Annotated in this window: 18 protein-coding genes and 1 tRNA gene; 4 read left to right on the top strand and 15 right to left on the bottom strand. The window is 67.3% G+C overall.

Going from position 1 to position 18,495, the window contains the following annotated elements; genetic code table 11:
• Position 1: 1 nt before the first annotated feature.
• From nuoF to tsaD, 15 genes are all read right to left on the bottom strand, one after another.
• Complete coding sequence (nuoF, locus tag ACODTB_RS00845; protein ID WP_291120488.1) at positions 2-1,375, bottom strand: NADH-quinone oxidoreductase subunit NuoF; 1,374 nt, start codon at positions 1,373-1,375, stop codon at positions 2-4.
• A complete protein-coding gene (gene nuoE / locus ACODTB_RS00840) occupies positions 1,372-1,896 on the bottom strand; it encodes an NADH-quinone oxidoreductase subunit NuoE (protein WP_291120490.1) in 525 nt (174 codons plus the stop codon). The genes nuoF and nuoE overlap by 4 nt, the downstream gene beginning before the upstream one ends.
• Positions 1,893-3,146, bottom strand: coding sequence for an NADH-quinone oxidoreductase subunit D (locus ACODTB_RS00835; protein ID WP_488929042.1), 1,254 nt, complete (start codon positions 3,144-3,146; stop codon positions 1,893-1,895). The genes nuoE and ACODTB_RS00835 overlap by 4 nt, the downstream gene beginning before the upstream one ends.
• A gap of 26 nt (positions 3,147-3,172) precedes the next feature.
• Complete coding sequence (locus ACODTB_RS00830) at positions 3,173-3,781, bottom strand: NADH-quinone oxidoreductase subunit C (RefSeq protein WP_488929081.1); 609 nt, start codon at positions 3,779-3,781, stop codon at positions 3,173-3,175.
• 69 nt (positions 3,782-3,850) lie between these two features.
• Complete coding sequence (locus ACODTB_RS00825) at positions 3,851-4,330, bottom strand: NuoB/complex I 20 kDa subunit family protein (protein WP_066270388.1); 480 nt, start codon at positions 4,328-4,330, stop codon at positions 3,851-3,853.
• A 36-nt stretch (positions 4,331-4,366) separates the two neighbouring features.
• The gene (locus tag ACODTB_RS00820; RefSeq protein WP_204735483.1) at positions 4,367-4,726 is read right to left on the bottom strand and encodes an NADH-quinone oxidoreductase subunit A; all 360 of its coding nucleotides are present in this window, start codon (positions 4,724-4,726) and stop codon (positions 4,367-4,369) included.
• 48 nt (positions 4,727-4,774) lie between these two features.
• Positions 4,775-4,859 (bottom strand) — tRNA-Leu (locus ACODTB_RS00815).
• Between the two features lie 180 nt (positions 4,860-5,039).
• Positions 5,040-5,444 carry a preprotein translocase subunit SecG gene (gene secG, locus ACODTB_RS00810; RefSeq protein ID WP_291117827.1) on the bottom strand — a complete coding sequence of 135 codons (405 nt, stop codon included), beginning with the start codon at positions 5,442-5,444 and terminating at the stop codon, positions 5,040-5,042.
• A 55-nt stretch (positions 5,445-5,499) separates the two neighbouring features.
• A complete protein-coding gene (tpiA, locus tag ACODTB_RS00805; protein WP_291117830.1) occupies positions 5,500-6,246 on the bottom strand; it encodes a triose-phosphate isomerase in 747 nt (248 codons plus the stop codon).
• A gap of 22 nt (positions 6,247-6,268) precedes the next feature.
• Entirely contained in the window at positions 6,269-7,258 is a 990-nt protein-coding gene (locus tag ACODTB_RS00800) for an NAD(P)H-quinone oxidoreductase (protein ID WP_291117833.1), read from the bottom strand.
• A gap of 20 nt (positions 7,259-7,278) precedes the next feature.
• Positions 7,279-9,408, bottom strand: coding sequence for a polyribonucleotide nucleotidyltransferase (gene pnp, locus ACODTB_RS00795; protein ID WP_291117836.1), 2,130 nt, complete (start codon positions 9,406-9,408; stop codon positions 7,279-7,281).
• 234 nt (positions 9,409-9,642) lie between these two features.
• Positions 9,643-9,909: a 30S ribosomal protein S15 gene (rpsO, locus tag ACODTB_RS00790; RefSeq protein ID WP_291117839.1), complete on the bottom strand. Its 267-nt coding sequence runs from the start codon at positions 9,907-9,909 to the stop codon at positions 9,643-9,645.
• Between the two features lie 121 nt (positions 9,910-10,030).
• Entirely contained in the window at positions 10,031-11,233 is a 1,203-nt protein-coding gene (locus tag ACODTB_RS00785; protein WP_291117842.1) for a pyridoxal phosphate-dependent aminotransferase, read from the bottom strand.
• 25 nt (positions 11,234-11,258) lie between these two features.
• Complete coding sequence (locus ACODTB_RS00780; protein WP_291117845.1) at positions 11,259-12,563, bottom strand: branched-chain amino acid ABC transporter substrate-binding protein; 1,305 nt, start codon at positions 12,561-12,563, stop codon at positions 11,259-11,261.
• Positions 12,564-12,677: 114 nt separating this feature from the next.
• On the bottom strand, positions 12,678-13,784 hold the full coding sequence (gene tsaD, locus ACODTB_RS00775; RefSeq protein WP_291117848.1) for a tRNA (adenosine(37)-N6)-threonylcarbamoyltransferase complex transferase subunit TsaD: 1,107 nt from the start codon (positions 13,782-13,784) through the stop codon (positions 12,678-12,680).
• 72 nt (positions 13,785-13,856) lie between these two features.
• Here tsaD and ACODTB_RS00770 point away from each other — a divergent pair, with 72 nt between their 5' ends.
• The 4 genes from ACODTB_RS00770 (at position 13,857) to ACODTB_RS00755 (ending at position 18,490) form a co-directional block, all read left to right on the top strand.
• Entirely contained in the window at positions 13,857-15,128 is a 1,272-nt protein-coding gene (locus ACODTB_RS00770; RefSeq protein WP_291117851.1) for a nitrate regulatory protein, read from the top strand.
• Between the two features lie 330 nt (positions 15,129-15,458).
• On the top strand, positions 15,459-16,727 hold the full coding sequence (locus ACODTB_RS00765; protein WP_488929041.1) for a CmpA/NrtA family ABC transporter substrate-binding protein: 1,269 nt from the start codon (positions 15,459-15,461) through the stop codon (positions 16,725-16,727).
• 30 nt (positions 16,728-16,757) lie between these two features.
• Positions 16,758-17,687: a nitrate ABC transporter permease gene (ntrB, locus tag ACODTB_RS00760; protein WP_291120246.1), complete on the top strand. Its 930-nt coding sequence runs from the start codon at positions 16,758-16,760 to the stop codon at positions 17,685-17,687.
• The gene (locus ACODTB_RS00755; protein WP_291120243.1) at positions 17,684-18,490 is read left to right on the top strand and encodes an ABC transporter ATP-binding protein; all 807 of its coding nucleotides are present in this window, start codon (positions 17,684-17,686) and stop codon (positions 18,488-18,490) included. The genes ntrB and ACODTB_RS00755 overlap by 4 nt, the downstream gene beginning before the upstream one ends.
• Positions 18,491-18,495: the final 5 nt, after the last annotated feature.

Raw genomic sequence — 18,495 nt, 5'->3', positions numbered from 1 at the left:
CTTAAGCGGCCTTGACGGGCGTCTGAGCAGCCGCGATCTTGGCCTCGAACTCATGCCGGAAGTGTTTGATCATGGCGCGCACCGGCATGGCCGCCGCATCGCCCAGGGCGCAGATGGTGCGGCCCATGATGTTCTCGGCCACGTTGTCGAGCAGCGCCATGTCGGCGGGCTTGCCCAGGCCGCGGTCGATGCGATCCACCATGCGCCAGAGCCAGCCCGTGCCTTCGCGGCAAGGCGTGCACTGGCCGCAGGATTCGTGCATGTAGAAATAGGACAGGCGCTTGAGCGACTCGACCATGCAGCGAGAGTCGTCCATCACGATGACGGCACCCGAGCCCAGCATGGAGCCGGCCTTGGCGATGGAGTCGTAGTCCATCGTGCACTCCATCATGATGTGCGCAGGCAGCACCGGGGCCGACGAGCCACCGGGAATCACGGCCTTGAGCGTGCGGCCCTTGCGCACGCCACCGGCGAGCTCCAGCAGCTTGCTGAACGGCGTGCCCAGCGGCACCTCGTAGTTGCCCGGCATCTCCACGTCGCCCGAGACCGAATAGATCTTGGTGCCGCCGTTGTTCGGCTTGCCGCAGGCCAGGTAGGCCGCGCCGCCGTTGCGGATGATCCAGGGCACCGCCGCGAAGGTCTCGGTGTTGTTGATGGTGGTGGGCTTGCCGTACAGGCCGAAGCTGGCCGGGAACGGCGGCTTGAAGCGGGGCTGGCCCTTCTTGCCTTCGAGCGATTCGAGCAGCGCGGTTTCTTCACCGCAGATGTAGGCGCCGAAGCCGTGCGCGGCGTGCAGCTGGAAGTTGAAGCCACTGCCCATGATGCCGTCACCCAGGAAGCCGGCGGCGCGCGCCTCTTCCAGCGCGGCCTCGAAGCGCTCATAGGCTTCGAAGATCTCGCCGTGGATGTAGTTGTAGCCCACGCTGATGCCCATCGCATACGCCGCGATGGCCATGCCTTCGATCACGATGTGCGGGTTGTACAGCAGGATGTCCCGGTCCTTGCAGGTGCCGGGCTCGCCTTCGTCCGAGTTGCAAACCAGGTACTTCTGGCCCGGGAACTGGCGCGGCATGAAGCTCCACTTCAGGCCCGTGGGGAAGCCCGCGCCGCCCCGGCCGCGCAAGGCCGATTCCTTCAGCGTGGCGATCACCTGGTCCTGCGTCATGCCCACGACGGGCGGATCACCGGCCGGCGGTGCGCCGTCCTGGCCCAGCACCTTGCGCAGGGCCTGGTAGCCACCGCGGGCCACGTAGTCCTTGAGCGACCAGTTGCTGCCATCGAGGCCGGCGTAGATCTGCGGTTCGATGTGGCGGCCGTGGAAGCAGGTCTGCACGCCGGTGGCGCGGAACTGCGAGAGGATCTGCTCGGCGTTCATGCTTGTCCTTCCGAGGCCTGCACGGACGATTTGAGGCCGTCGACCAGCTGGTCCAGCTTCTCGTTGCTCATGAAGCTGCACATGTGGCGGTCGTTGACCAGCATCACGGGGGAGTCGGCGCAGGCACCCAGGCATTCGCTCTGCTGCAGCGTGAACAGGCCGTCGGCCGTGGTCTCGCCCATGGTGATGCCCAGCTTCTGCTCCAGGTGGTGCAGGGCCTTGTTGCCGTCGCGCAGCTGGCACGGCAGGTTGGTGCAGACGTTGAGCTTGAACTTGCCCACCGGCCGCTGGTTGTACATGTTGTAGAAGGTCGTGACCTCGTGCACCGCGATCGGTTCGACGCGCAGGTAGGCGGCCAGCGCCACCTCGGCTTCAGGGCTCACGTGGCCCGCTTCCTGCTGGATGATGGACAGGCAGGCCATCACCGCGGAAATGCGCTGCTCGTCGGGGTACTTCGCGACCTCGCGGTCGAAGCGCCGGATCGTGGCCTCGTGGAAGGACTCGGGCGTGACGGTGCTCATCGGTCGATCTCTCCGAAAACGATGTCCATGGTGCCGATGATGGCCACCGCATCGGCCAGCATGTGGCCGCGCGCCATCTCGTCCATGGTGGCGAGGTGCGCGAAACCGGGCGCGCGGATCTTCAGGCGGTAGGGCTTGTTGGCGCCGTCGCTCACGAGGTAGATGCCGAACTCGCCCTTGGGGTGTTCGACCGCCGCGTAGGCCTCGCCTTCGGGCACGTGGAAGCCTTCGGTGAAAAGCTTGAAGTGGTGGATCAGCTCTTCCATGTTGGCCTTCATGGCCTCACGGGCGGGCGCCGCCACCTTGTGGTTGTCGGTGATCACCGGGCCGGGGTTGGCGCGCAGCCACTTCACGCACTGCTCGATGATGCGGTTGGACTGCTTCATCTCCTCCATGCGCACGAGGTAGCGGTCGTAGCAGTCGCCGGTCTTGCCCACCGGGATGTCGAAGTCCATCTGGCCGTACACGTCGTACGGCTGCTTCTTGCGCAGGTCCCAGGCGATGCCGGAGCCGCGCAGCATGGGACCGGTCATGCCGAGGTTGAGCGCGCGCTCGGGCGTGACCACGCCGATGCCGACGGTGCGCTGCTTCCAGATGCGGTTGTCGGTCAGCAGCGTGTGGTACTCGGCCAGGTAGGTCGGGAAGCGCTTGGTGAAATCGTCGATGAAGTCGAGCAGCGAACCCTGGCGGTTCGTGTTCATCTGCTCCATGGCACGCGCGTTGCGGATCTTGCTGTGCTTGTACTGCGGCATGCTGTCCGGCAGGTCGCGGTACACGCCGCCCGGACGGAAATAGGCCGCGTGCATGCGCGCGCCGGACACGGCCTCGTACATGTCGAACAGGTCTTCACGCTCGCGGAACGCGTAGATCAGGATGGTCGAGCTGCCGCAATCGTTGCCGTGCGAGCCCAGCCACATCAGGTGGTTGAGCAGGCGTGTGATCTCGCTGAACATCACGCGGATGTACTGCGCGCGGATCGGCACCTCGATGCCCAGCAGCTTCTCGATGGCCAGGCAGTAGGAGTGCTCGTTGCACATCATGGAGACGTAGTCCAGTCGGTCCATGTAGGGCAGCGACTGGATGTAGGTCTTGTGCTCGGCCAGCTTCTCCGTGGCGCGGTGCAGCAGGCCGATGTGCGGGTCGGCGCGTTGCACGACCTCGCCGTCCAGCTCCAGCACGAGGCGCAGCACGCCGTGCGCGGCCGGGTGCTGCGGACCGAAGTTCAGGGTGTAGTTCTTGATCTCTGCCATGACGATTCACACGACGGGCCGGGGCCTCAGTGCAGGCCCCCGTAGTTGTCTTCGCGGATGATGCGCGGCGTGATCTCGCGCGGCTCGATGGTCACCGGCTCGTAGATCACGCGCTGGCGCTCGGCGTCGTAGCGCATTTCGACGTGGCCCGACAGCGGGAAGTCCTTGCGGAACGGGTGGCCGATGAAGCCGTAATCGGTCAGGATGCGGCGCAGGTCGTCGTGGCCTTCGAAGACGATGCCGTACAGGTCGAAGGCCTCGCGCTCGTACCAGTTGGCCGCGGCCCACAGCGGGGTCACCGACGCCAGCACCGGGAAATCGTCCTCGGGGCAGAACACACGCACGCGCACGCGGTGGTTGTGGGTGACGGACAGCAGGTGCACCACCGCCGCGAAGCGCTGGCCTTCCCAGCGGCCATCGCCGTAGGCCTGGTAGTCCATGCCGCAGAGGTCGATGAGCTGCTCGAAGCGGGCCTCGGGCGCATCGCGCAGGGTCTGCATGACGGCCAGGTAGTCGGACGCCTTCACCGTGAGCGTGAGCTCTTCGCGGACCACCTGGAGGGACTGGGCCTTGTCGCCCAGCAGACCCGCCAGCGAGTTCTTCAGCGCCTCGGGCTCGACGGCAGGGGGAGTCATGGCGGTGTCGGTCATGAACAGGGTTCTTTCAGGGCCAGTGACGTGCTAGCAATGTCAGGGGCGCCGCGCTCAGGCACGCGCAATGGTGTGGGTGCGGCGGATCTTCTGCTGCAGCTGGATGATTCCGTACAGCAGCGCCTCGGCCGTGGGAGGACATCCGGGCACGTACACGTCCACCGGAACGATGCGATCGCAGCCCCGCACCACCGAATAGCTGTAGTGGTAGTAACCGCCGCCGTTGGCGCACGAGCCCATGGACAGCACCCAGCGCGGCTCGGCCATCTGGTCGTAGACCTTGCGCAGGGCCGGCGCCATCTTGTTGCACAGCGTGCCGGCCACGATCATCAGATCGGACTGGCGCGGGCTGGCGCGGAACACCTCGGAGCCGAAGCGGCCGATGTCGTAGCGCGCGGCGGCCGCGTGCATCATCTCGACCGCGCAGCAGGCCAGACCAAAGGTCATGGGCCAGAGCGAGCCGGTCTTGGCCCAGTTCACCACCGAGTCGTAGCTGGTGGTGACGAAACCTTCCTTGAATACACCTTCAATCATGAACCGCTCCGGTGCGCGCGCACGCGTCTGTCGAACTCATTCCCAATCCAGCGCGCCTTTTTTCCATTCGTAGGCGAAGCCCACGGTCAGGATGGCCAGGAACACCACGCCAGCGAAGAAGCCCGTGGCCCCGATGTCGGAGAACGCCACGGCCCAGGGAATGAGGAATGCAATTTCGAGGTCGAAGAGAATGAAGAGGATGGCCACCAGGTAGTAGCGCACATCGAACTTCATGCGGGCGTCTTCGAAAGCCTCGAAGCCGCATTCGTAAGGGGAGTTTTTCTCGGCGTCCGGGAGGTTGGGGCCAAGGATGTAGCCCAGAACCTGCGGGATGATCCCTACGGCAATACCCACCAAGATAAACAGGAGCACAGGAAGGTATTGTTCGAGACTCATCTTGGGTAGATTCCGCTGACACGGCGTGGGACCGTGTTGTCCAATGATTGGTGCCGACGGCGAGACTCGAACTCGCACAGCTTTCGCCACTACCCCCTCAAGATAGCGTGTCTACCAATTTCACCACGTCGGCTGGGTCTGCATTGATGGGCTCGCGAGGAATGGTGCGAGCCTTGCTGACAACCCATAGAGTTTACCCTGAAACGCCCCCTGTTTCCGGGGGCTGCTCCGGTTTTTCCGAAGGAATCGGTCGGGTTGTCGCAGCGCAGGAAAAGTCCGCCCGGCGTGGTGGCCAGGCGGATGGAGGATTCGCTTACTTGGCGGGAATCTGGGCTGCGCCGGTGGCCGGTGCGGCATCGCCTGCGGCGGCCGGCGCGGGCGCCGTGCCGGTGCCCGGGATCTGCTGGGCGGCTCCGGCCGGTTGCGCGGGCAAGGCAGCGCCTTCCAGCACGCTGCCCGTGCTCGGTGCGGCGGTGCGCAGGTTGCCGAAATACGCCAGAGCCAGCGTGCAGGCGAGGAAGATGGCGGCCAGCACGGCCGTGGTGCGCGACAGGAAGTTCGCGCCACCCGAGGCACCGAACAGGCTGGCCGAACCAGCGCCACCACCGAAGGCCGCGCCCGCATCGGCACCTTTGCCGTGCTGCATGAGGATCAGGCCGATCATGCCCAGCGCGGCCAGGATCTGAACCGCCAGCAGGATGGTCAACAAAACGTTCATCTTTTTTCTCCGGAGATATCGGTTGTCGCCGCGCCACCCAGGGCGCGAGCGGGGATTAAGGGGCAGAAGCCACGATCTGAAGGAAGTCGGGCGCCTTGAGCGACGCACCGCCGATGAGGCCGCCGTCGATGTCAGGCTGGGCCAGCAGGCTCGCGGCGTTGGCTGCGTTCATGCTGCCGCCGTACAGGATGTGAACCCGACCGGCATTCTGCGTCGCCGCCGAAATCTGGGCGCGCAACACGGCGTGCACCTGCTGCGCCTCTTCGGGCGTGGCGGTCTTGCCGGTGCCGATGGCCCAGACTGGCTCGTAGGCCACGACGATTTCAGTGATGCAGTGGCCGCAGAGGTGGATGACGGCCGCCAGCTGGCGCTTGACCACCTCCTCGGTGTGACCGGCCTCGCGCTCGGCCAGCGTTTCGCCGACGCAGACGATGGGCGTGATGCCCTTGGCCAGCGCGGCTTTCGCCTTCTCGGCCACCACGGCGTCGGTTTCGCCGTGGTACTGGCGGCGCTCGGAATGGCCCACGATGGCGTAGCGGCAGGCGAAGTCACGCAGCATGGCCGCCGACACCTCACCGGTGTAGGCGCCCTGCTCCTGGCTCGACACATCCTGCGCGCCCCAGGCGATCGGGCTGCGTTGCAGCAGCGCGCCCACCTGCGCCAGGTAAGGCGCGGGCACGCACAGGGCCATGTCGGCCTTGGGCGACTGGCCGCCGAGGCCATCGAGCATGGCCTTGACCAGCGCTTCGTTGGCGGCCAGCGAGCCGTTCATCTTCCAGTTGCCTGCAATCAGTTTTCTCATGACGGTTTCTTCTCTGACCGGGTCAGGCCCAGCTCAACACGAGCTTGCCGACGTGCTGGTTGGACTCCATCAGCGTGTGCGCCGCCGCGGCCTGCGCGGCGGGAAACACCTGGTGAATCACCGGCTGGATGCGGCCTTCGGCCAGCAAGGGCCACACGCGCGCGCGCAGCGAGGCCGCGATCGCCGCCTTGAACGCCACCGGCCGGGGTCGCAGGGTGGACCCCGTGATGGTCAGGCGACGGCGCAGCACCAGGCCGGCGTTGAACTCGGCCTTGACGCCGCCCTGCACCGCAATGATCACCAGCCGGCCGTCCTCGGCCAGGCATTCGATCTCGCGGCTCACGTAGCTGCCGGCGACCATGTCGAGGACGACATCGACGCCGCGCTTGCCCGTGAGCTCGGCCACGGCAGCGACGAAGTCCTGGGTCTTGTAGTTGATGGCGTGGTCGGCCCCGAGCTTGAGGCAGGCGGCGCACTTGTCGTCGCTGCCGGCGGTGGCGATCACGCGAGCGCCCAGGGCCTTGGCCATCTGGATCGCGGTCACGCCGATGCCGCTGGTGCCACCCTGCACGAGCAGGGTTTCACCGGCCTGCAGGCGACCGCGGTCGAACACGTTGCTCCAGACGGTGAAGAAGGTCTCGGGCAGCGAAGCGGCGGCGATGTCGTCCAGGCCCTCGGGCACCGGCAGGCATTGCCCCACAGGCGCCACGCACCATTGCGCGTAGCCACCCCCGGCGACCAGCGCGCACACGCGGTCGCCGGCCTTCAGGCCGGCCTGCGCCATCGCGGCGGCATCGCCCGATTCGATCACGCCCGCCACCTCGAGGCCGGGAATGTCGGACGCGCCAGGTGGCACCGGGTAGTTGCCGGTGCGCTGCAGCACGTCAGGGCGGTTCACGCCCGACGCGCTGACACGGATCAGCACCTCGCCCGCACCCGCGACCGGCACCGGGCGTTCGCCCAGGCGCAGGACTTCGGGTGCGCCGTAGGCGCTGATTTCAACGGCTTGCATGACCGGCACGACCGGTGACATCACGACTGAGGCTGTTGAGGCGCCTGCTCGCCGGTGTTGCGTTCGGCCAGGGCCTTCATGGACAGCTTGACGCGGCCCTTTTCATCGGTCTCCAGCACCTTCACGCGCACGACCTGGCCTTCGCTCAGGTAGTCGGTGACCTTCTCGACGCGCTCGTGGGCGATCTGGCTGATGTGCAGCAGGCCGTCCTTGCCAGGCAGCAGGTTGATCAGGGCACCGAAGTCCAGAATCTTGGTGACCGGGCCTTCGTAGACCTTGCCCACTTCCACTTCGGCCGTGATCTGCTCGATGCGGCGCTTGGCTTCGTCGGCCTTGGCCGAGTCGGTCGAGGCGATGGTGATGGTGCCGTCTTCGTCGATGTTGATCTGCGTGCCGGTCTCTTCGGTCAGCGCACGGATGACGGAGCCGCCCTTGCCGATCACGTCGCGGATCTTCTCGGGGTTGATCTTCATGGTGAAGAGCTTGGGCGCGAAGTTGGACACTTCGGTCTTGGCTTCGCCCATGGCTTCCTGCATCTTGCCCAGGATGTGCATGCGGGCTTCCTTGGCCTGGGCCAGCGCGACCTGCATGATTTCCTTGGTGATGCCCTGGATCTTGATGTCCATCTGCAGCGCCGAGATGCCGTTGGTGGTACCGGCCACCTTGAAGTCCATGTCGCCCAGGTGATCTTCGTCACCCAGGATGTCGGTCAGCACCGCGAAGCGGTTGCCGTCCTTGATCAGGCCCATGGCAATGCCGGCCACGTGCGCCTTCATGGGCACGCCGGCGTCCATCAGCGCCAGGCAGCCGCCGCAGACCGAAGCCATCGACGAGGAGCCGTTGGATTCGGTGATCTCGGACACCACGCGCATGGTGTAGGGGAAGTCTTCCTTGCTCGGCAGCGCGGCGATCAGCGCGCGCTTGGCCAGGCGGCCGTGGCCGATCTCGCGGCGCTTGGGCGTGCCGAAGCGGCCGGCTTCACCGGTGGCGAAGGGAGGCATGTTGTAGTGCAGCATGAAGCGGTCTTCGAACTCGCCGGCCAGCGCGTCGATGCGCTGTGCGTCGCGGTCGGTACCGAGCGTGGCCACGACCAGCGCCTGGGTTTCACCGCGGGTGAACAGGGCCGAGCCGTGGGTGCGGGGCAGCACGCCGTTGCGGATTTCGATGGCGCGCACGGTGCGCGTGTCGCGGCCGTCGATGCGGGGCTCGCCAGCCAGGATCTGGCCACGCACGATCTTGGCTTCGATCTCGAACAGCAGGGCTTCGACGGCCACGCTGTCGAACTCCACGCCTTCGGCCTTCAGGGCGGCGAACACGTCGGCATAGGCCGTGCGGCAGGCCTGGGTGCGGGCCTGCTTGTTGCGGATCTGGTAGGCGGCTTCGAGCTTGGCCTTGGCCAGTGCGTCGACCTTGGCGATCAGCGGCTCGTCCTTGGCCGGCGGCTGCCAGTCCCAGGCCGGCTTGCCGGCGTCGCGCACGAGTTCGTTGATGGCGGCGATGGCGATCTTGCCCATGTCGTGGCCGTAGACCACGGCGCCCAGCATGACTTCTTCCGACAGCTGGTCGGCTTCGGATTCCACCATCAGCACGGCGGCTTCGGTGCCCGCGACCACGAGGTCAAGCTGGCTGTCTTTGAGCTGGGTCTGGCCTGGGTTGAGCACGTACTCGCCGTTGACGTAGCCCACGCGGGCGGCGCCGATGGGGCCGTTGAACGGGATGCCGCTGACGGCCAGCGCGGCGGAGGTGGCGATCATCGCGGCGATGTCGGCCTGCACTTCGGGGTTCAGGCTCACCACGTGCACGATCACCTGCACTTCGTTGTAGAAGCCTTCAGGGAACAGCGGGCGGATCGGGCGGTCGATCAGGCGGCAGGTCAGCGTCTCGAGTTCGCTCGGGCGGCCTTCGCGCTTGAAGAAGCTGCCGGGGATCTTGCCGGCGGCGTACGACTTCTCGGTGTAGTCCACCGTCAGGGGGAAGAAGTCCTGGCCGGCCTTGGCCTCGGTCTTGGCGACCACGGTGGCCAGGACCACGGTGTCGTCGATGTTGACCAGCACGGCGCCGGTGGACTGGCGCGCGATTTCGCCGGTTTCCATCGTGACGTGGTGGGGGCCCCACTGGAAGCTCTTGGTGACCTTGTTGAACATGCTCATGGTGTCTCTCCGTTAAATGCGTGCAGCTTCGCTGCACAAAACCCGGAGACACAACCCAGAACACGATGCCATTCCAGGAGGATTGTGGGCACGCCGTCTGGCGCACAACCCCCTTGGAATGACACAGCTTCGCTCTGTTGTCGGGGCTCCGGAATCAAAAAAGGCGCGTGACAAGCAAAAAACGCCCGAGCCAGCGAACCAACTCAGGCGTTTTGTGCGTCACGGCCGTGCCAATTACTTGCGCAGGCCCAGTTTCTGGATCAGGGCGATGTAACGCTCGGCGTCCTTGGACTTCAGGTAGTCGAGCAGCTTGCGGCGGCGGCTCACCATGCGCAGCAGACCGCGGCGGCCGTGGTGGTCCTTGGCGTGGGTCTTGAAGTGAGGGGTGAGCTCGTTGATGCGGGCGGTCAGCAGTGCGACTTGCACTTCGGGGCTGCCGGTGTCGTTGGCGGCGCGGGCGTTGGCCGCGACCACTTCGGCTTTGATGGATTGGGCGATCATTGAAAGTTCCTTGGCCAGTTGCCTGGCGTTACGTGCGTCCCGCCGCAGCCGATGTGGGCCGCCGCGGGCGTGAAATTGCCGTCCGTGAAGACAGCAACCGCGAATTATAGACCAGAAGGACTCAGCGGGCAGCGGGGGGCTGGGCGGCCAGCCAGTGGCGCAGGCGCTCCACGCCCTGCTCCAGCCGGCCCGTGTCGCGGCTGGCGAAGCACCAGCGCAGCCAGCCCGTGGCCTCGGGGCTGAAGGCACTGCCGGGTGCCAGGCCCAGGCCGGCTTCGCGCACCAGGCGCTTGGCCACCGCCAGGCAATCGTCCTGCCCGGCCAACCGGAAAAAGGCGTACATGCCGCCCAGTGGCTCGGCCAGGGTCACCCCGGGCAGGGCGCGCAGCAGCGGCACCAGCGTGTCGCGGCAGTGCCGCAGGTGCGCCACCAGGGCCGGCGTGACCTCGTCGCCGCGCTGCAGCGCCACGGCGGCCGCCCGCTGCACGAACACCGGCGCGCAGGAGGTGTTGTATTCAATGAGCTTGCCGATGGCGCCCGTGAGCGCTGGCGGCAGCACCAGCCAGCCCAGGCGCCAGCCGGTCATGAGGAAGCTCTTGGAAAAGCTGTGGGCGACGATGACGCGGTCGTCCGGCTCGGCCACATCCAGGAAGCTGGGCGCGGCGCCGTTGGCCGTGTCGCCGGCGAAGTAGAGCCGCTCGTAGACCTCGTCGGCCAGGATCCAGGTGCCGGTGCGACGGCAGTGCGCCAGGATGGCGCGCTGCTCGGCGGCGCTGAGCGTCCAGCCCGTGGGGTTGTTGGGTGCGTTGACGACCAGCAGGCGGGTCGAGGGCGTGATGGCGGCCAGCAAGGCGTCCATGTCCAGCACCCAGGCACCCGCACGGGGGCCATCGGCCTGCACGCGCAGAGGCACGGTCTTGACCTTCGCACCCAGAATCTGCGGCTGCGCCACCAGGTTGGGCCAGGCCGGTGTGACCACGGCCACCTCGTCCCCCGCCTCCACCAGGGTCTGCGACGCCAGCATGAGGCCGTTGACCCCACCGGAACTCACGGCCAGCCGATCGAACCAATGGCTGGCGCCGCGCCCGGGATGCAGCCGGTCGGTGTACGCCGCCAGCGCCTCGCGCAACTCCTGCAGGCCCAGGTTGTGGGCGTAGAAGGTCTCGCCGGCCTGCAGCGAGGCCACGGCCGCGTCGCGGATGAAGCCGGGCGTGACCTCGTCGCTCTCGCCGAACCAGAACTTGAGCACATCGGCCCGGCCCAGGCCTTCGTTGGCCACTTCCCGGATGCGCGAGGCTTCCAGCTGCTCCACCACCTGTCTCATCGGCACACGCTCCCGCAAAGCTGTATCAAGGTCGCTGCATGGTACAGGTGTGCGGCAGCTCGGCCTGCTGCGGGCTCAGGTTGCGGATCACGCGAAAGCCGTAGCCCGAGCCTTCGACGTCGAACTTGACGCCGGGCGCGCCCTGTCGGTCCATCACGGCCACAGCCAGCGATTGCTGGAACTGGTGGTCGGCGGCGCGCATGCGGGCGCGCTGACCCGCGAGGGTGACGTCGGCCTTCTCCAGCTGGGCGGCGATGGTGGCGGCGTTGACCGGGCCGGCCGCGCCCGCGCGCTCGATGGCCTGCGCCAGCGCCTCCACCAGCAGCTGCATGCGCATGTGCACGTAGTCGTCCGCCGGGCTGGGGAAGCGCTCGCGGAACGATTTGTAGAAGGCCTCGGACTCGGGCGTTGGCACGTTGGGGAACCAGTCGGCCACGGCGATCACCTTGCCGATGCCGGCGTCGCCCATGGCGGCGGGCGCGCCCAGCGCATTGCCGTAGAAGGTGTAGAAGCTGCCCTCGAAGCCGCTTTCGCGCGCGGCCTTCACCAGCAGCGTAAGGTCGTTGCCCCAGTTGCCGGTGAGCACGGCCTGCGCGCCGCTGGCCTTGATCTTGGCGGCGTAGGGCAGGAAGTCCTTCACGCGCGCCATGGGGTGCAGCTCGTCGCCGACGATGGTGACGTCAGGACGCTGGGCCGCGAGCTGGCTGCGCGCCTCGCGCAACACGGCCTGGCCGAAGCTGTAGTCCTGCCCGATCAGGTAGATGTTCTTGAGCTGCCCGTCCTCGCGCAGCACGCTCATGAGGGCCTTCATGCGCATGTCGGCGTGGGCATCAAAGCGGAAATGCCAGAAGCTGCATTTCTCGTTGGTCAGCACCGGGTCCACCGCCGAGTAGTTGAGGAACAGCACCTGGCGCGCCGTGTCGCGCTCGTTGTGCTTGTTGATGGCGTCGATCAGCGCGCTCGCCGCCGCCGAGGAGTTGCCCTGGGCGACGATGGTGACGCCCTTGTCGATCGCCGAGCGCAGCGCCGAGAGGGCCTCGTCGGTCTGGCCCTTGCTGTCGAAACGCTCGATCACCAGCGGCCGGTTGCCGCCGGGCAGCTTCACGCCGCCACGGGCGTTGACCCGCTCGGTGGCCCAGACCAGATTGCGGAACACCGCATCGCCGGTGTTGGCGATCGGGCCGGAGAGGCCTTCGATCATGCCGATGCGGATCGGGGCGCCGGTGGCGGGCGCCTGCGCCACGGCCAGGGTGGTGGTCAGGCCTCCCACGAGGGCTGCGACGAGCGCGCGGCGGCGTGGCGAAAACAGAGAATCGAACAGGTGTTTCATCAGAGAAGGGCTCCGGGTGCAAAGGCCAGGGGGCCGGAAATGGCCCACGCAGCAGAGTCGCCAAGGCGACAGCGCCGGGAGTTTAATTCATAATTACAGAAGCCAGTCGCCCGCTCATCCGGCGGGATTGGCGGGCAGGCCCAGGTCGGAGAGGGGCCAGCGGGGCTTCACGTCGAAGGGGTAACCACCGGCGTCCGCCGCGCCGCCGCTGGCCAGCCCGGCCTGGGCCCGCATGCCGCCGGCCAGCGCGATCATGGCGCCGTTGTCGGTGCACAGGTGCAGCTCGGGGTAGTGCACGCGCACGCCGGCCTGGGCGCAGGCAGCGCCCAGCTGCTCGCGCAGCAGCGCATTGGCCCCCACCCCACCGGCCACCACCAGGCGGCGCAGACCGGTCTGGCGGATCGCCATGAAGGATTTCTTCACCAGCACCTCGACGATGGCGGCCTGCACGCTGGCGGCCACGTCGGCCTTCTGCTGCGCGCTCAGCGGGTCGGCCAGGTGCAGCGTGGCCGGGCCGTCCGGGTGGGCGTGGGCCAGTTTCTTCACCTGGGTGAGCACCGCCGTCTTGAGGCCGGCGAACGAAAAGTCGAGATCGCCGCTGTGCAGCAGCGGGCGCGGGAATTTGTAGGCCAGGGCGTCGCCCTGCTGGGCCAGGCGCGAGAGCGCCGGGCCGCCCGGGTACGGCAGGCCCAGCAGCTTGGCCGATTTGTCGAAGGCCTCGCCGGCCGCGTCGTCGATGGTCTCGCCCAGCAGTTCGTAGCGGCCCACGCCGTCCACCCGCATCAGTTGGCTGTGGCCGCCCGAGACCAGCAGCGCCACGAAGGGAAATTCGGGCGGGTCGGCGCTCAGGAAGGGCGAGAGCAGATGGCCTTCGAGGTGGTGCACGCCGATCACCGGCTTGCCCAGCGCAAAGCCGAGCGCGCAGGCCACGCCCGAGCCGACCAGCAAGGCGCCGGCCAGCCCCGGCCCCCGGGTGTAGGCGATGGCGTCCACAGCCGAGAGCGGCAGGCCGGCCTGCGCCAGCACGGCGTCGGTCAGCGGCAGGACGCGGCGGATGTGGTCGCGGCTGGCGAGTTCGGGCACCACGCCGCCGTAGGCCTGGTGCATTTCAATCTGGCTGTGCAGGGCATGCCCCAGCAGCCGGGGGGTGGCGCTGCCGCTGGCATCGACCAGGGCCACGCCGGTTTCGTCGCAGGATGACTCGATTCCCAAAATCCGCATGCGGGGAGTGTACGGGCGGCATGGTTGTTGCTCAGTTGCAGGGACATGCCGAGCCACCCCACGAACACCTCGATGAAATCGGGTTTGAATTTTCTCGTCGCGGCCAAGCGCTGCGAAATCGCCGAGCTGCAGGAGCTCGCGCTGACCAGCGCGCTGGTGAATGTCACCGGCCGGCTGGTGCACGGTCTTCAACGCGAGCGCGGCCTGTCCAACCTGCACATCGGCTCCCAGGGCGCGCGCTTCACCGACATGCGCGCCCGCCAGATCGAGGAATGCCGGCAGATCGAGGCCGAGCTGCGCGCCTGTTTCGACAGCCTGGACACCGAGTCGCCCCGCGTGGGCCATGGCGCGCGCCTGTTCAGCCGCATCGCCTACGTGCTGCACGGCCTGAACGCGCTCGAAGACCTGCGCGAGCGCGTGGCCTCGCTGGCCTGGACCACCCGCCAGGCCACCGACGCCTACGCGCGCCTGATCGCCGGCCTGCTGGCGGTGGTGTTCGAGGCCGCCGACAGCGCGAGCGACCCCGAGGTCTCGCGCCTGCTGGTGGCGCTGTTCAACTTCATGCAGGGCAAGGAGTTCGCGGGCCAGGAGCGCGCCGCCGGCTCGGCCCTGTTCGTCAGCGGCCGCGCCGAAGCGATCGAGCAGCAGCGCCTGCTGCACCTGATCGAGTCGCAGGAGCGCTGCCTGCAGGTGTTCGCCGAGTTCGCCAACCCGAAAGCGGTGGACCTGTGGGCGGCCAGCCAGGCCAGCGCCACGCTGGCCGAACTGGAGCGCCTGCGCCGCGTGCTCTGCACCGCCACGCAGGGCGCGCCGCTCAACGTGCAGCTCAGCCAGGTCTGGTTCGACTGCTGCAGCCAGCGCATGGACCGCATGAAGGCGGTGGAGGACCGGCTCGCGCTCGACCTGCTGCGCGCCTGCGAGGACAAGATCAGCGCCGCCCGGACCGAACTGGAGGCCTACCAGGCCCTCAGCACCACCGCCCCGCGCGAGGCCAACGCCCTCTCCTTCTTCCAGGACGCACCTTCCACGGCCGTGCCCGCCGGCTTCGGCGCCGCCGCCCAGGGCTATGGCCTGCAGCTGGATCGCTCCATCCTCGAGCTGGTGCAGGACCAGGCGCGCCGACTGCAGACCATGGGCGAGGAGCTGGACACGGTGCGCGCCAGCCTGAACGAGCGCAAGCTGATCGAACGCGCCAAGGGCCTGCTGATGGCGCACCGCCAGCTCAGCGAGGAAGAAGCGCACAAGACCATGCGGCAGATGGCCATGAACCAGAACCGCCGGCTGATCGAGGTGGCCGAGGCCGTGCTGGCCATGGCCGACGTGCTGCCCGCCCGCCCTCGCTGACACGCGACCGGGTGCTGCGGTGCACAAATAGCGTGCCCGCCGGATCGGCTCGCACCAGTTTGAAGCCCACCACCCGGATGCCGCCCCACCGGCCAGCGGGTTTTTCCTTGGAAATCAAGCGCTTCTCGCGCGAGCCCGGGACAACCCTGAGGCTGGCACGCTAACTGCTTTGATCCAGGCAAGGGAAACCGGGCCAATGGCGGCCCGAGTTCCAGACAGTCTTCCCAGACACGGACAACGGCGTCCATTTCCGCCCGCTCAGCGCAGGCACGGAAATGGGCGCCGTTGTGCTTTGGGGCACCGCTTTTTTTCATCAGCAAGGAGTTGGACATGAACGCAGACATCCCCACCCCAGCCGACGGCCCCGCCGCTTCGCGCCGCGAGTTCATCAAGAAGGGCAGCGCCATCGGCACGGCCGCCCTCTTCTCCACGCTGGGCCACCACGGGGTCTGGGCCGCCGGCTCCGACGCGCCTGAAAAAACCGAAGTCAAGATCGGCTTCATCCCCCTGACCGACTGCGCCAGCGTGGTCATGGCCGCCGAACTCGGCATCGACAAGAAGTACGGCGTCAAGATCGTCCCGACCAAGGAAGCCAGCTGGGCCGGCGTGCGCGACAAGCTGGTCAACAGCGAGCTCGACATGGCCCACGTGCTCTACGGCCTGATCTACGGCCTGCAGCTGGGCACCGCCGGGCCGAAGAAGGACATGGCCATCCTGATGAATCTGAATCAGAACGGGCAGGCCATCACGCTGTCGAAGAAGCTGGCCGACAAAGGCGCGGTGGACGGCCCCTCGCTGGCCAAGCTGATGGCCACCGAGAAGCGCGAATACACCTTCGCCCAGACCTTCCCCACCGGCACCCACGCCATGTGGCTCTACTACTGGCTGGCGGCGGCCGGCATCGACCCGTTCAAGGACGCGCGCGCCATCGTGGTGCCGCCGCCGCAGATGGTGGCCAACATGCGCGTGGGCAACATGGACGGCTTCTGCGTCGGCGAACCCTGGAACCACCGTGCCATCATGGACGGCATCGGCATCACCGCCAACACCACCCAGGACATCTGGAAGGACCACCCCGAGAAGGTGCTGGGCACCACGGCCGAGTTCGTGCAGAAGTACCCCAACACCGCGCGCGCCGTGACGGCGGCCATCCTGGAGGCCGGCAAGTGGATCGACGCCGGCCTGCAGAACAAGAACAAGATGGCCGAGACCATCGCCCAGCGCTCCTACGTGAACACCGGTGTGGACGCGATCAACCAGCGCATCCTGGGCCGCTACCAGAACGGCCTGGGCAAGACCTGGGACGACCCCAACCACATGAAGTTCTACAACGACGGGGCGGCCAACTACCCCTATCTGAGCGACGGCATGTGGTTCCTCACCCAGCACAAACGCTGGGGCCTGCTCAAGTCGCACCCGGACTACCTGGCGGTGGCCAGACAGGTCAACCGCATCGACATCTACAAGGAAGCCGCGTCCGCCACCAAGACATCGCTGCCCAAGTCCGACCTGCGCAGCGCCAAGTTCATCGACGGCGTGGTGTGGGACGGCAAGGACCCGGCCAAGTACGCCGACAGCTTCAAGATGAAGGCAGCCTGACCCGGCCCGCCGAACCCGAGGAACAACACCATGGTCAGTGCCGTTTTCCACACCCCCCTGGAGGCCGTGGCGCCCGCCGCGCCCGTGGCCGCCGCCGTGCCCCATCCCAAGCCCAGCGTCGCGCCGGCGGTGGCCGCCGAGCCCGCCCGGGCGGCCACGCCTTCGCCCTGGCGCGAGCGCATCGCGGGCTTCTTCCGAGGCGCGCTGCCACCGCTGCTCGGCCTGGGTTTCCTCGTGCTGGTCTGGTCGCTGGTGGCCGGCAGCAGCGACAGCGGCATCCCCACGCCGCTGGCCACCTGGGCACAGGCCGTGGGCGTGTTCTCCGACCCGTTCTACCAGGCGGGGCCGAACGACCAGGGCGTGGGCTGGAACGTGCTCATGTCGCTGCAGCGCGTGGGCGTGGGCTTCGGCCTGGCCGCGCTGGTGGGCATCCCGGCGGGCTTCGCCATCGGCCGCTTCGAGTTCCTCAGCCGCATGTTCAACCCGCTCATCAGCCTGCTGCGCCCGGTCTCGCCGCTGGCCTGGCTGCCGATCGGCCTGCTGGTGTTCAAGGGCGCCAACCCCGCCGCGATCTGGACCATCTTCATCTGCTCGATCTGGCCCATGATCATCAACACCGCCGTGGGCGTGCAGCGCGTGCCGCAGGACTACATGAACGTGGCGCGCGTGCTCAACCTGAGCGAGTGGAAGATCTTCACCAAGATCCTGTTTCCCGCCGTGCTGCCCTACCTGCTGACCGGCGTGCGCCTGGCCGTGGGCACGGCCTGGCTGGTGATCGTGGCCGCCGAAATGCTCACCGGTGGCGTGGGCATCGGCTTCTGGATCTGGGACGAGTGGAACAACCTCAACGTCGCCAGCATCATCATCGCCATCTTCGTCATCGGCGTGGTCGGTCTGGTCCTCGAGTTCGGCCTCATCAAGCTGGCCACCCTGTTCACCTTCGAGGAAGTGAAATCATGAGCGACGCATCCAAGTACATCGAGATCCAGGGCGTCGAGCAGACCTTCAAGACCCGCAAGGGCCTCTTTCCCGCGCTGCGCCAGATTCACCTCACCGTCGCCAAGGGCGAGTTCGTCACGCTGATCGGCCACTCGGGCTGCGGCAAGTCCACGCTGCTCAACCTGATCGCCGGTCTCACCACGCCCACCCGGGGTGTGCTGCTCTGCGCCAACAAGGAAATCGCCGGCCCCGGCCCCGAGCGTGCGGTGGTGTTCCAGAACCACTCGCTGCTGCCCTGGCTGACCTGCTTCGAGAACGTGCACCTCGCGGTTGAACGCGTCTTCGGTGTCACCGAGAGCAAGGCGCAACTGAAGACGCGCACCGAAGCCGCGCTGGCGCTGGTGGGACTTACCGCCGCCGCACAGAAGCGTCCCGGCGAAATCTCCGGCGGCATGAAGCAGCGCGTGGGCATCGCCCGTGCCTTGTCGATGGAACCCAAGGTGTTGCTCATGGACGAACCCTTCGGCGCGCTCGACGCCCTCACCCGCGCCAAGCTGCAGGACGAGCTGCTGGAGATCGTGGCGCGCACGCACAGCACCGTGGTGATGGTCACGCACGACGTGGACGAAGCCGTGCTGCTGAGCGACCGCATCGTGATGCTCACCAACGGCCCGGCCGCCACCATCGGCGAGGTGCTGCGCGTGGACCTGCCGCGCCCGCGCCAGCGCGTGGCGCTGGCCGACGACCCGACCTACCAGCAATGCCGCAAGGAAGTGATCGACTTCCTCTACACCCGCCAGACCCACGTGGAGAAGCTGGCCTGACCGGC

The organism is Hydrogenophaga sp. FG152 (assembly GCF_057809615.1).
This window is presented reverse-complemented; position numbering and strand designations above follow the sequence as displayed.